The organism is Streptococcus infantis, assembly GCF_015546995.1.
Lineage (GTDB): Bacteria > Bacillota > Bacilli > Lactobacillales > Streptococcaceae > Streptococcus > Streptococcus infantis_J.
In genome coordinates this window covers 88557-102119 of the sequence record NZ_JADMUH010000001.1, presented here as the reverse complement: position 1 = coordinate 102119, position 13563 = coordinate 88557, and the positions used below count along the sequence as shown (strand labels likewise).

At 39.3% G+C, this 13563-nt stretch carries 16 protein-coding genes; 3 read left to right on the top strand and 13 right to left on the bottom strand.

The features are described 5' to 3' along the window. Window positions 1-50: 50 nt before the first annotated feature. Entirely contained in the window at window positions 51-989 is a 939-nt protein-coding gene (locus tag I1J71_RS00570; protein ID WP_178894912.1) for a DHH family phosphoesterase, read from the top strand. Between the two features lie 93 nt (window positions 990-1082). Further along, window positions 1083-1325: a type B 50S ribosomal protein L31 gene (locus I1J71_RS00565; protein WP_004253349.1), complete on the top strand. Its 243-nt coding sequence runs from the start codon at window positions 1083-1085 to the stop codon at window positions 1323-1325. A 213-nt stretch (window positions 1326-1538) separates the two neighbouring features. Here the strand turns inward: I1J71_RS00565 and I1J71_RS00560 are convergent, their stop codons facing one another. The 4 genes from I1J71_RS00560 to I1J71_RS00545 form a co-directional block, all read right to left on the bottom strand. Beyond that, window positions 1539-1814, bottom strand: coding sequence for an HU family DNA-binding protein (locus I1J71_RS00560; protein ID WP_004253345.1), 276 nt, complete (start codon window positions 1812-1814; stop codon window positions 1539-1541). Window positions 1815-1921: 107 nt separating this feature from the next. After that, complete coding sequence (locus I1J71_RS00555; protein WP_178894911.1) at window positions 1922-2758, bottom strand: DegV family protein; 837 nt, start codon at window positions 2756-2758, stop codon at window positions 1922-1924. Between the two features lie 167 nt (window positions 2759-2925). Beyond that, window positions 2926-4158, bottom strand: coding sequence for a tetratricopeptide repeat protein (locus I1J71_RS00550; protein WP_195183336.1), 1233 nt, complete (start codon window positions 4156-4158; stop codon window positions 2926-2928). Then, entirely contained in the window at window positions 4148-5311 is a 1164-nt protein-coding gene (locus tag I1J71_RS00545) for an AI-2E family transporter (protein WP_195183335.1), read from the bottom strand. Before I1J71_RS00545 ends, I1J71_RS00550 begins: the two co-directional genes overlap by 11 nt. 188 nt (window positions 5312-5499) lie before the next feature. Between I1J71_RS00545 and I1J71_RS00540 the strand changes: the two genes are divergently transcribed. Beyond that, the gene (locus I1J71_RS00540; RefSeq protein ID WP_195183334.1) at window positions 5500-6513 is read left to right on the top strand and encodes a lactonase family protein; all 1014 of its coding nucleotides are present in this window, start codon (window positions 5500-5502) and stop codon (window positions 6511-6513) included. Between the two features lie 45 nt (window positions 6514-6558). Here I1J71_RS00540 and I1J71_RS00535 read toward each other — a convergent pair whose 3' ends face one another. The 9 genes from I1J71_RS00535 to I1J71_RS00495 form a co-directional block, all read right to left on the bottom strand. Beyond that, a complete protein-coding gene (locus tag I1J71_RS00535; RefSeq protein ID WP_006148659.1) occupies window positions 6559-6978 on the bottom strand; it encodes a F0F1 ATP synthase subunit epsilon in 420 nt (139 codons plus the stop codon). Window positions 6979-6988: 10 nt separating this feature from the next. Then, on the bottom strand, window positions 6989-8395 hold the full coding sequence (gene atpD, locus I1J71_RS00530) for a F0F1 ATP synthase subunit beta (protein ID WP_004253325.1): 1407 nt from the start codon (window positions 8393-8395) through the stop codon (window positions 6989-6991). Between the two features lie 190 nt (window positions 8396-8585). Continuing rightward, entirely contained in the window at window positions 8586-9464 is an 879-nt protein-coding gene (locus tag I1J71_RS00525; RefSeq protein ID WP_195183333.1) for a F0F1 ATP synthase subunit gamma, read from the bottom strand. 15 nt (window positions 9465-9479) lie between these two features. Then, complete coding sequence (gene atpA / locus I1J71_RS00520; RefSeq protein ID WP_178894905.1) at window positions 9480-10985, bottom strand: F0F1 ATP synthase subunit alpha; 1506 nt, start codon at window positions 10983-10985, stop codon at window positions 9480-9482. A gap of 14 nt (window positions 10986-10999) precedes the next feature. Beyond that, entirely contained in the window at window positions 11000-11536 is a 537-nt protein-coding gene (locus I1J71_RS00515; protein WP_178894904.1) for a F0F1 ATP synthase subunit delta, read from the bottom strand. Beyond that, window positions 11536-12030: a F0F1 ATP synthase subunit B gene (gene atpF, locus I1J71_RS00510; protein ID WP_195183332.1), complete on the bottom strand. Its 495-nt coding sequence runs from the start codon at window positions 12028-12030 to the stop codon at window positions 11536-11538. Before atpF ends, I1J71_RS00515 begins: the two co-directional genes overlap by 1 nt. Before the next feature lie 18 nt (window positions 12031-12048). Next, window positions 12049-12765: a F0F1 ATP synthase subunit A gene (atpB, locus tag I1J71_RS00505; protein WP_178894902.1), complete on the bottom strand. Its 717-nt coding sequence runs from the start codon at window positions 12763-12765 to the stop codon at window positions 12049-12051. A gap of 32 nt (window positions 12766-12797) precedes the next feature. Next, the gene (locus tag I1J71_RS00500) at window positions 12798-12998 is read right to left on the bottom strand and encodes a F0F1 ATP synthase subunit C (RefSeq protein ID WP_001054551.1); all 201 of its coding nucleotides are present in this window, start codon (window positions 12996-12998) and stop codon (window positions 12798-12800) included. A 240-nt stretch (window positions 12999-13238) separates the two neighbouring features. Continuing rightward, window positions 13239-13550, bottom strand: a complete 312-nt coding sequence (locus I1J71_RS00495; protein ID WP_195183331.1) for a CHY zinc finger protein — start codon at window positions 13548-13550, stop codon at window positions 13239-13241. Window positions 13551-13563 lie beyond the last annotated feature (13 nt).

Genomic DNA, 13563 nt, shown 5'->3' with positions numbered 1-13563 from the left:
AAATAAAAATTCTTGTGCTACAATGAAATGAGAAAGAATTGAGGTTCATTATGGAAATTTGTCACCAAATTTTAGAAAAAATTAAAGCATACGATACTATTATTATTCACCGTCATATGAAACCAGATCCAGACGCCTTAGGAAGCCAGGTAGGATTAAAAGCATTGCTTGAGCATCATTTTCCTGAAAAAACTATCAAAGCCGTGGGTTTTAACGAACCAACCTTAACTTGGTTAGCTGAAATGGATCAAGTAGATGACACAGACTATCAAGGTGCACTTGCGATTATCTGTGACACAGCAAACACTGCACGTATTGATGATAAACGATACACTAAGGCTGAGACTATTATTAAGATTGACCACCATCCAAATGACGAAGTCTATGGAGATCTTGTTTGGGTAGATACCAACTCTAGCAGTGCCAGTGAGATGATTGCGCTCTTTGCTGAAGCGACTAATCTTGAATTATCCGACTATGCTGCAAAAATGCTCTGTGCTGGAATTATTGGCGACACAGGCCGTTTCCTTTATCCGTCTACTTCTGTACGAACACTTCGAGTAGCAAGTCAACTCAGAGAACACAACTTTGACTACGCCGAATTGACACGTAAAATGGATACTATGAGCTTTAAAATCGCCAAACTCCAAGGTTATGTCTATGATCACTTAGAGGTTGATGAAAATGGAGCTGCTCGTGTCATTCTTACTCAAGAAATCTTGAAGAAATACGACGTTACTGATGCTGAAACAGCTGCTATCGTTGGGGCTCCAGGTCGTATCGATACTGTTAGCCTTTGGGGAATCTTTGTGGAACAAGCAGACGGTCACTATCGTGTACGTCTACGTAGTAAATTTGTCCCTATCAATGGTGTTGCAAAAGAACATGATGGCGGTGGGCACCCTCTTGCTAGCGGAGCAAATTCTTATAGTTTAGAAGAGAATGAGCTCATCTACCAAAAATTGAAAAACTTACTGAAAAATAGATAAAAAGTCTTGCCAAACTTCTGATAATCTGATAGACTAGTATGGTAACAATCTATGGCTCGCAAAGAGACCATGGCAGAAAGGAAATATTGCAAAATGAAAAAAGATATCCATCCAGAATATCGCCCAGTTGTCTTCATGGACACAACTACTGGTTACAAATTCCTTAGCGGTTCAACAAAACGCTCTAGCGAAACAGTTGAGTTCGAAGGCGAAACTTACCCATTGATCCGTGTGGAAATTTCATCAGACTCACACCCATTCTACACTGGACGTCAAAAGTTCACTCAAGCAGATGGACGCGTGGATCGTTTCAACAAAAAATACGGTCTCAAATAATCAACCGCATCACTTGCATAAGGTTGAACGAAAACAACTCCGATTCGGAGTTGTTTTTTTCTTTCTTTCACTTCTAGTAATCATTGAAAATTTTTTAATACAAGCTACTAAACGTTCAATTCTAATATCTCCTGCTACTTTTTTTCTTTATACACAAAAAAAGCCTGTCACGCAAGCTCAAATGCTTGATATGACGGGCTTTTTATAAAATCATTATTTAACTGCTTCTTTAAGAGCTTTACCAGCTTTGAATGCTGGAACTTTAGAAGCTTTGATTTTGATTTCTTTACCAGTTTGTGGGTTGCGACCTTTACGAGCTGCACGTTTACGAACTTCGAAGTTACCAAAACCGATCAATTGAACTTTTTCACCAGCTGAAAGGAATTCAGTTACAGCTGCGAATACAGCGTCAACTGCTGCTGCTGAATCTTTCTTAGTCAATTCTGTAGCTTCTGCTACTTTAGCGATCAAATCTTGTTTGTTTGCCATGTTAATGAATCCTCCAAAATTATTTCTAATTAACACTTATAATCATAACCTAAATTTCCTTTTAGGTCAAGTCAAAAACACGTTTTTATTGATTTTTCTCAATTTTTTTAGGAATTATATCGAATTAAGATTGCCCAGGCGTTTTCTCCGGTGTGAGTTTGGATAATTGAGCCCGTTTCAAGGACTGAAATCGGCTTCTCAACATAAGGTTGTAGAACAGCTTTCATCTCATTTGCCCATTCATTTGTACCTGCATAAGAAATACCAATCTCAGCTACTGATCTATCTGCTAGAGTGGCTACTAACTCATCCAACCATTTCTTAAAGGTTTTGGCACCACGTCCCTTCACAATCGGTTGAAGTTCATGGTCCTTCATTTGCATAACAACTCGAATATTAAGAAGGGAGCTCAGTAAACCTGTAACACGACCAATGCGACCACCTTTTACAAGATTTTCCAAAGTAGACACACCGATGTAGAGTTCTGTGTTCTTTTTTACGTCCTCTACATGGGCTAGAATAGTTTCAAGGTCTTTCCCTTCTTGAGCTAGTTTAGCAGCTTCTACAACTTGGAACTTCAAGGCCTGATCCGTAAATGAACTATCTATAACAGTGACATCTGCTGTTGATAGACTTGCACCTTGACGAGCCGCTTCTACTGTTCCTGATAAAGCGTGAGACATATGGATTGCCAAAATCTGACTACCATCCTTGCCCAAGTCTTCAAAAATCTCTGCAAAGAGTCCAACTGGTGGTTGACTAGTCTTAGGAAGATTTTTACTAGCTTTCATCAAGCGAAGAAATTCTCCTTCTTCAAGATCTGCATCCGAATAAAGGACACTATCAATCATTACTGATAGTGGAACGACAGTAATATCGAATTCTTTGACTACTTCTGGTTCAATAGTAACAGAAGAGTCCGTTACAATTTTTACTTTTGTCATATTTCAAATCTTTCTATTTCATGAATTTTAATTATTCAACTTAACTATATCAATTATATCAAAAAAATACTAAAAGTTCATACTCAATCCACCTAAATTTAAAGCAATTTATACTTCTTTTTAATTAAAAAAGAAAATCACCATTGCTTGGTGATTATCTTTTGTACTTAAGATAAATAATCATACAAATCTTGCATTTGTAAATCATCGGGTACTAAATGTAGATAGGATTGAATGTAGTCTTTTGCTTCTTCTAGCTTACCTAACTCTCTTAACAAATAAATAAACTGTTCCAAAAACTCTGGATTATCCTTGAGTTCAGTAGCAAGTTCCTTATAGAGATTATAGGCTACATCCAATTCTTCAGTCTCTTGATAGCTTCGAGCAATCATCCATTTAGTCAAGAGGTTTTCAGGTTCATAGACTGCTAAAGCTAGAATATCTTCGTATCTTTCTTGTTCTTGGTAGATGGTAGCTAAGCGTAGCAAAATTTCTTCCTGGTCATCAGCATTTTCTTGTGCTTGAATCAGATAAGCTTCTGCTTGCTCAGGTTGATGCAACTCATAAGATAGCTGAGATGCAAGGAGTAAGAGCCGAGTTTCAAAAGGATTTTTTGACAAGCCCTGTTGAGCTATTTTAAGAGCCTCTTCTGTCTGATGCTCTTTATGAAGGGCTTGACTATAACCATATTCATAACCCTCAAAATCTGGGGAAATAGTGTCTAGCTGTTTAAAGTATAGTACGGCTTTCTGGTAGTCTTCTTGGTCAAAATAGAGACTTGCAAGCTCAAAGGCTGTTTGGTCATCATATTCTAATTCTAAGGCTTTTTCTAAAAATTCTATCGCAGATTCAAACTTACCTAAACGTGCATAAGCAAGACCAATTCTCTGATAGGTCGAAATTCCTGTTTGATCATAGATAGCACGATTATCTAATTGAGCATAGCCTTTAATGGCTTCTAAATCGTTTTCTAGCTCGCTATCTAGTTCAGCTAGTCCAAATATTAGGAGAGGGTCATCAGAGTAGCTACGAGCTTCTAAGAGCTTCTCACGCGCAACATCTGTCAATCCTTCCATCTGATATAAATCTGCTTTTAAGGCAAGAGCTGATACGTACCATTCACTTTCCGGACCAATCTTCTCTAAATAATCAAAAGCTTCTTCGATAAGTCCATCCTCACCAGCTATTGCAGCTAAATTGATGTAGACTTCTGGAAATTTCGGTGCTAGTTTCTCATAGATTTGTGCAGCTTGTGGGAAGAAACCAATCCCTTCGAGATATGCAGCAAGTTCAAGAAGAACTTCATCTGAATCTTCTTCTAGGGCTTTTTGGAAAAAAGATTCTGCTTTTGATAAATCTTGTTGTTCTAAAGCTTCGAGCATTTGTTGACTATTGTTCACTATCAGTCTCCTCTACCGGTTCATAAAGTCCACTAATTTCTTTGTACCAATCAAAAATTTCTGAGATGACTACTTTTGCGGAAGCGTAGATTGGAATACCTAGCAATACACCCCAAATACCAAACATGGATCCTGAAGTTAATAGTACAAAAAGAATGGTAATTGGGTGAATATTTAATTGACTACCCAAAATCAGTGGAGAAACAAAACGTCCTTCAATAGTTTGCTCTACAATGAAAACGATAATAACTTTTAAGAGCATGACAGGACCAGCAATCAAACCCAAAACAAGGGCTGGAATCATTGCAAGAAAACTACCTAGATAAGGAACTAAATTGAGAAAACCGGCTGTAATACCTAAAGTAACAGCATAACGAAGTCCTATAATCTTGAATAAGATAATAAACATGATGGCGACGATTACAGCCACTGTAATTTGCCCTCGAACATAATTGGAAAGTTGTTGATTGACTTCCGAAAGAACCTTACCAACTGGTTCTCTCAATTTATTTGGTAAGAATTGAGTAATATAGTCTCTAAGTCCTTTTCCATCTCGAAGGAGATAAAAGAGCATAAATGGCATGATGATCAGAGCGACAATGACCTGTGACGTTCCACTAATAAGAGCACTCACCCAGTTAACAGCCTTAGAAGAAATATTACTTGCCCAAGCAGTTGCTTGTGTTGAAAAATTAGCTAAAACTTGCTCCAGTTGGGGTCTAAAGTCATCTGGCAAACGCTTGGTTACAAGGTCATTAATGACTCTATCAGCATCCTCGAGATAACTTGGGACATTTTGCGCAAAAATTACTACTTGACGTTGAAGGTTTGGAATTGCAACAGCTAGTCCAATAATCAAGAGAATGGCAATAACGATAAAGATAATACTAATGGCTAAGACACGGTTAATCTTGTACTTCTCCATCAGATCTACTAGTGGATTTAAGAGGTAAAAAAGTAGACCCGATAAGATAACCGGCAACATCACTACTGATAAAAAGTCTATAACCGGGAAAAATAAAAAGCTAATTTTACTGAGAATAAAAATATTGAGACCTAATAACAAGGTCACCAAGAAAACAGTGATCGCTTTATTGTCTAAAAACCATTTAAAAAACCAAGATAAGGTAAAGTGTTTCTCTTTTTGTTCCATTTTTTCTTCCTTTCCTTTGTCCTAACATTATACCATGTTTTAAGAAAAATAAGGGTATTTTATAGTCTTTTAGCAAGGGATAAATTTGTCTTCTTCACAAGGGAAGAGCTGTTTTTTCTGACTTAGATTTTTCATCAAGCAGGCCTTTTTATGTTATAATTGAATTATCTTTTTCTAGAGGTATGAATATGAAAGAAATAGTATATTTTGGAACCTATACACGACGTATTTCTCAAGGGATTTACAAGGCTGATTTTGATACTGAGACTGGCAAACTCTCAAATCTAGAACTATTTGCAACCGAGCCAAGTCCAACCTACCTAGCCTTTGATCAGCATCAGCATCTCTATACTGTCGGAAGCCATGAGGACAAAGGTGGAATCGCAGCATACAAAACTGATGGTGTCCTCCTGAATCACGTCGTTGAAGAAGGTGCTCCTCACTGCTATGTTGCAGTCGATGAGACACGGAGTCTAGTCTATGCCGCTAACTATCATAAAGGTCAAGTTCTAGTCTATAAACGTAAAGAAGATGGCTGTCTTGAATTGGCAGACAAAGTTCAACACACTGGCCATGGTCCACATGAAAACCAAGCTTCTCCCCACGTACACTACACCGATTTAACACCAGACCAATATTTGGTAACTTGTGACTTGGGTACTGACGAAGTCACTACCTATGATGTCAATCTAGAAGGAAAGTTGACTAAACTAGCAACTTATAATTGTAATCCTGGTGCGGGTGCTCGTCACCTTGTTTTCCATCACCACTACAAAATTGCTTATCTCATCTGTGAACTCAATAGTACGATTGAAGTATTGATTTACGATGGTGTTGGAGAATTTGAACAAATGCAGGTCATTTCAACCTTACCAGATGACTATAGTGGCTTTAATGGTACTGCGGCTATTCGTCTTTCTAAAGATGGCAAATTCCTCTACGCTTCTAATCGAGGCCATGATTCTATCGCTGTTTATACCATTTTAGCAGATGGAAGCTTGGAATTATTAGAGATTGTTCCAACCAATGGGAAAAATCCACGTGATTTTGATTTGTCGCCTGACCAAGAATTCCTTATCGCTGTTCACCAGGATTCTGATAACGCGACTGTCTTTAAGCGCAATCCTGAAACTGGTAGACTGGCAGAGCTCTCTAATGAATTTCACGTTCCTGAAGCAGTCTGCATAAGTTTCACTAAATAAGAAATAATAAAAAATGAACTTGATTTAACAAGTTCATTTTTTATTTTATAATTTATTTCCGACATTGATACGGTTAATAGCACGTTGCAATGCAATTTTAGCACGGCGCTCTTGGTCGATTAAGTGTTTGTCTTGTGCTTCTTCGATTTCACGTTCTGCACGAAGTTTAGCACGTTCTGCACGACTAACATCAATATCGCGCGCACGTTCAGCTGAGTCAGCAATAATGGTAATGACATTATTAGCAATCTCAATAATTCCTCCGTTTACCGCAATCCAGTTCACATGAGTATCATCATCGATGCGTTTAACTTTTACTTCATCAACTGCTAGAACCGCAATCATATTTTCATGTCGTGGCAAGATCCCCATCTCACCATCCAGAGTTCGTACCGATACAAAGCTGGCATGGTGATCATAGACGAGGCCATCTGGTGTCACGATCTGGACAGTTAAATGTGCCATAGATCACCTCTTAAAATCCCATTTTTTCAGCCTTAGCAATAACATCTTCGATTGAACCTACTCCACGGAAGGCATCTTCTGGAAGGTGATCGTGTTTACCGTCGAGAATTTCCTTGAAGCCACGAACAGTTTCAGCTACTGGAACATAAGATCCTGGTTGACCTGTAAATTGTTCCGCAACGTTGAAGTTTTGTGACAAGAAGAACTGAATACGGCGTGCACGAGCAACCAAAGTCTTTTCTTCATCAGAAAGTTCATCCATACCAAGGATGGCGATGATATCTTGCAACTCATGGTAACGTTGAAGCACACGTTTCACTTCTGCAGCTACTGCATAGTGCTCTTCTCCAACAATTTCAGGTGCCAAGGCACGTGAGCTGGAAGCAAGTGGGTCAACGGCTGGGTAAATCCCCAATTGAACCAATTTACGTTCCAAGTTAGTTGTTGAGTCCAAGTGAGCGAAGGCTGTGGCTGGCGCTGGGTCAGTATAGTCATCCGCTGGCACATAGATAGCCTGGATAGAGGTTACAGAACCCTTCTTAGTTGACGTGATACGTTCTTGCAATTGACCCATTTCTGTTGCGAGGGTTGGTTGATAACCAACGGCTGAAGGCATACGACCCAAAAGGGCAGATACTTCTGAACCAGCTTGTGTGAAACGGAAAATGTTGTCAATGAAGAGAAGAACGTCTTGACCTTCTACATCACGGAAGTATTCAGCGATTGTCAAACCAGTAAGGGCAACACGCATACGTGCTCCTGGTGGCTCATTCATCTGACCAAATACCATGGCTGTTTTTTCGATAACGCCTGATTCTTTCATTTCCCAGTAGAGGTCGTTCCCTTCACGAGTACGTTCCCCAACACCAGTAAATACTGAAATCCCACCGTGTTCTTGGGCGATGTTGTGAATCAATTCTTGGATCAAAACGGTCTTACCAACTCCGGCACCACCGAAGAGTCCGACCTTACCACCTTTAAGGTAAGGAGCAAGAAGGTCGATAACCTTGATCCCTGTTTCTAGAATTTCTGAAGAGGTAGACAATTCATCAAAAGTTGGTGCTTTTTTATGAATTGGCTGACGCTCTGCATCTTCACCAAAAGGAGCTTCCAAGTCAATGGTATCTCCCAAAACGTTGAAGACACGTCCTAGAGTTTCTTTCCCAACTGGTACTGAGATTGGACGACCTGTGTCCAATACTTCCAAACCACGGGTCAAGCCATCAGTTGATTCCATAGCGATGGTACGAATCATACCATCTCCCAACTCCAAGGCTACTTCAAGGACGATTTTTGTTTTTCTTTCGTCATTTTTGTAGACGACAAGTGCATTATTAATCTCTGGTAGTTTCTCACCTGCTGCAAACATGACGTCTACAACGGGACCGATAACCTGAGCAATTTTACCTGAACTCATCTACTTCTCCTATTCTGTATAAGATACTGTCGGTTCCTAGCTCAACTAGGTCCTAATACTCTTCGAAAATCTCTTCAAACCACGTCAGCGTCGCCTTACCGTACTCAAGTACAGCCTGCGGCTAGCTTCCTAGTTTACTCTTTGATTTTCATTGAGTATAAGTTCATTTTCATACGAGCTGGACTAGAGCCTATTCTAAAGCACTAGCTCCTGCTACGATTTCTGTAATTTCTTGTGTAATCGCCGCCTGTCTGGCACGGTTATACTGAATTGTCAAATCATTAATCACTTTTTTAGCATTATCTGTCGCTGTCTGCATAGCTGTCATCCCAGCAGCATTTTCAGCTGTCTTGGCATCAATAATAGCACCGTAAATCATACTTTCTGCAAACTGTGGCAATAGTTGATCCAAGATTTCTTCACGACTTGTTTCAAGCTCAAATGTCAAGCTGTAGTTTTCATCTGCTTCATTTGGGTCCAAGTCGACAATTGGAAGCATCTGCTCCACACGCATTTGACTTGTCAGTGTGTTCACGTGGTGGTTGTAGCAAACATAGAGCTCATCGAAAAGTTCATTTTGATACATTTCAATGGTTTTTGAAATAATCTTATGAACTTCATCGAAGCTTGGTTGACTGGCTAGACCACGCAATTCATAAATTGGCTGAATACCACGAGCTTTAAAGAAGTCTGCTCCCATACCACCGATACAGATGACTTCGAAATCATCACCTGATGGATGGTATTCTTGTTGCAGTTCCATGACAGCCTTCAAGATTGAAGAGTTATAGCCTCCAACAAGACCACGGTCAGATGTAATGACGATATAGCCTGTTTTTTTGACAGGGCGACTAATCAACATTGGATTCGTTGATCCGCCAGCACCATCACCGTGAAGGATATCTGTAAGGAGTTTACGGACTTTTTGAGCATAAATCTGGAAGTTGCGTGCAGCTTCTTCAGAACGACCTAACTTAGCTGCAGAAACCATCTGCATGGCGTTAGTAATTTGACTAGTATTTTTCGTTGAGGCGATTTTTGTTTTAATATCATTTAGAGATACTGCCATCTGACACCTCTATTCTTATTGGAAGCTGGATTGATTGAGAAACTCGGTAATCGCAGCATCCAAGACTACTTCTTCTGGCAAGTCTTTTGTTTCACGAATAGTTGCCAAAATCTCAGGATGTTGGGCATCAAAGAAGGCATGAAACTCTTCCTCGAAACGAACAATATCATCAACTGATATTGTATCCAAGAATCCATGAGTCAAGGCATACAGAATGGTTACTTGTTTCTCAACAGGTAATGGTTTATGAACTGGTTGTTTCAATACTTCTACAGTACGACGACCACGGTTCAATTTAGCCTGTGTAGCTGCATCCAAGTCTGAACCAAATTTGGTGAAGGCTTCCAACTCTCGGTATGAAGCAAGGTCGATACGAAGAGTACCAGCAACCTTCTTCATGGCTTTAATCTGAGCAGAACCACCAACACGAGATACAGAAGAACCTGCATCAATAGCCGGACGAATACCCGCATTAAAGAGACTATCACTTAGGAAGATTTGTCCATCCGTAATAGAGATTACGTTTGTGGCGATATAAGCTGAGATATCTCCAGCTTGGGTCTCGATAAATGGAAGAGCCGTGATAGATCCACCACCAAGCTCATCTGAAACCTTAGCAGAACGCTCAAGTAGACGGCTATGAAGGTAGAAGACATCCCCTGGGAAGGCTTCACGACCTGGAGGACGACGAAGCAAGAGAGAAAGTTCACGATAAGCTACCGCTTGTTTAGATAAGTCATCATAAACGATCAACACATGCTTCCCTTGGTACATGAACTCTTCCGCCATAGCAACCCCTGCATAAGGTGCAAGGAAAAGCAATGGTGAAGGTTGTGAAGCTGAGGCTGTCACAACGATTGTGTAATCCAAGGCACCGTACTGACGAAGTGTTTCTACTTGTGTACGAACTGTTGATTCTTTTTGTCCAATCGCTACATAGATACAAATCATATCTTGACCTTTTTGGTTCAAGATAGCGTCAATAGCGATAGTTGTTTTCCCTGTTTGACGGTCACCGATGATCAACTCACGTTGGCCACGACCGATTGGAACAAGGGCGTCAATAGCTTTCAAACCAGTTTGCAATGGTTCTGATACAGACTTACGTTGCATAACACCAGGAGCTGGTGCTTCAACTGGACGAGTTTTATCTGTGTTGATTGGACCAAGTCCGTCTACAGGACGACCAAGTGGATCGACAACACGTCCAATCAAGCTATCACCAACTGGAACTTCCATGATTTTCCCTGTACGACGAATTGTATCGCCTTCACGAATATCTGTAAAGTCCCCAAGGATGATAATACCGACGTCTGTTGATTCCAAGTTTTGCGCCATACCATAAGAGCCATTTTCAAAAATCAACAGCTCACCGCTCATGGCGTTTTCGAGTCCATGTGCACGCGCAATCCCGTCACCGATGTAGGTTACAACACCTGTTTCAGTCACATCAAAATTGGGTTTGAAATTTTCAATTTGTTGCTTAATTAAAGCGCTGATTTCTTGTGCGTTAATTGCCAAAAGAACACCACTTTCTATTTCAAATTTTCCTTAACAACTTTAAGTTGTTGCTTAATACTCACATCAATTGTCTTGTGATTGGCAAAAATAACAAAACCACCGATTAAACTATCGTCGATTTTTTCCTTAATGCTACGAACTTTTAGAGACATCTTTTTCTCGATTAGAGGAACTAGTCGTTCTTTCTGTTCATCAGTCAAAGTATGTGCAGACAAAATAGTCACTTCAAAACGATTGGTTTCTTTTTCAAGACGATTCAAGCAATCTACAATCACATCATAAAACAGGTTTGATCTGTGATTGTAAAGTAGAACCTCGATAAAGTTTTGTACTAAAGGTGACACAGAGTCCTGGAAAAAACGAACCGTTTTTTCTTTATCCGACTCATCTACTGCCACCTGAGCTAAAAAAGAAGGTAAGCCTGTTTCTTCAGCTACTTGCTTGATTTGAGACAAGTCTGAAAAAATAGAATCTTCTTCTCCTTTTTCAATCACTAATTGGACAAAAGGCATGCTGTATTTTTCAATTACCTTTAGAGTCTTTTTGTCCATTAAGCTTCTCCTAGCTGATCGATATACTGATCAATGAGTTCTTTATGGGCCTGACTGTCAAGGTTTTGAGAGATGATTTTTCCAGCTAGACTAATTGTTAAATCAGCTACATCTCCCTTAACGCTTTGTAAAGCTTCAGCTTTATTTTGAGCAATTTCTTGGTTGGCTTTTTCTTTTAAGCGCCCTGCTTCAAGTTTAGCTTCGGCCAAAATATCAGCTTTACTTTTCTCAGCTGTTTCCTTTGCATTCTCGATAATAGTTTTAGCTTCGGTACGGCTTCCTGCTAACTCAGCTTCACGTTTGCTAGCTAGTTCCTCAGCCTTTTTACGGGCTTCTTCGGCACCATCAATATCTGAAGAAATCTTTTCAGCACGTTCATCTAAGATGCTGGAAATATTTCCCCAAGCATATTTCTTCACTAAAAAGATCAATAAAAGGAAGGAACCAGCGATAAGAATAAAGTCACCGATAATGGTACTAATAGTTAAATCCATCTTCTAATCCTCCTCTACTTACTCTTCCCCTTCATTTATTTTTTTACCAATGTACATTGATGACAACATGGTAAATACATAAGCCTGAATACATGAAATGAAAATTGAAAAGGCTGTCCATAACATGTTTGCGATAAAGGCAAAAGGATACCAATACAAAGCATTTTGTGACAAGGTCAATAGCAATCCAGCTAAGACCTCACCGGCAAAAATATTTCCGTAGATCCGAATCGCCAAGGAAGCAAAATTGGTGAACTCTTCTAAAATGTTCATCGGAGTCATAAAGCCAGGTGTAACAAATGCTCTCAAATATTCTTTAACGCCTCTACGACGAACTCCTTCTACATGGGCGATCAAAGTGATCAATAATGAGAGGGATAAATCGTATCCAAGGTTAGCTGTTGGGGAAGTCCACAAGTTATAACCGTTTGTTGTTTGTACTTTTGCCATTAAGCCAATATTGTTGGCAACCAAGATAAACAGAAATAGAGAAAACAGAAACAAGGAATAATCCTTAATGTATGATTCTCCAATGTTTGGTTTGGTAAAACCAATCACAAAGTCATAAATCATCTCAAGAGCATTTTGTTTGCCCTTTGGACGGATGGTCATTTCACGACTTGCCCAGTAGACAAAGGCAAAAACCATCAAAACAGTTACAAGAGACATGGCAAGCAGGGTCAAATCAAAGGATATTGGTCCAATATTAACGGTTGGATTCAAACTTTCTTCCATGGTTTGACACCTCCATTTCTAAATAGAGTTGTCTATTTAATGACAAATGACATCGCCAAGGTTACAAAGAATGTTCCTTCGATAAAGGCAATCCCCATGATCATCAAACTACGCAATTGTGGGATGATATCTGGTTGGCGTGCTGCAGATTTGAACAAACCGTTCATCAAAAATCCTTCTGCAAGAGATACACCCATACAGGCAAGACAAAGTCCGAAAAATGTTAAATTCATGACGAATTCTCCTTTTTTAAATTAAATTTACCTCCCTAGTTTAGTCCTAAAATTTGCTTTTGTCAACTTTTTACTAGGAATGGAAGCGTTTTGAATCATTTATTTCCAATTTTACGATTTTCAAGACAATTATATAGAAAATTTTATTCCCTTTTCACGAACCTTTCACGAACCTTTTACTATCTTTCTATGTTTTCTGAAAACAAAAATCCGAGTTTTACAACTCGGATTTGTCAGTTTTTATCTGAAATAAATTGAGTGATGATTTTGACAAGCTGGATTAAATGCAGCTTTACAAAATGGACAAGTTCCCTTCTCGGTATACTCGACATACGTTAGTGTATTCCCGCAGGATCCACATAAGATGGGTCTATCCTCTTTCAGATTTAAAGGATAAGGACAAAATGTATGTGCTTCTATAGCATTGTGACACTGATAACAGGCGTAGTATTTCTTACAATCATAGCACTGAAGTGCTACGATATCTTTGTCACTATGGTAATGAACACATCTGCTTTCATGATCTACTAGTAAGCCATGAGCTTGAACCATTCTTTTTCCTTAT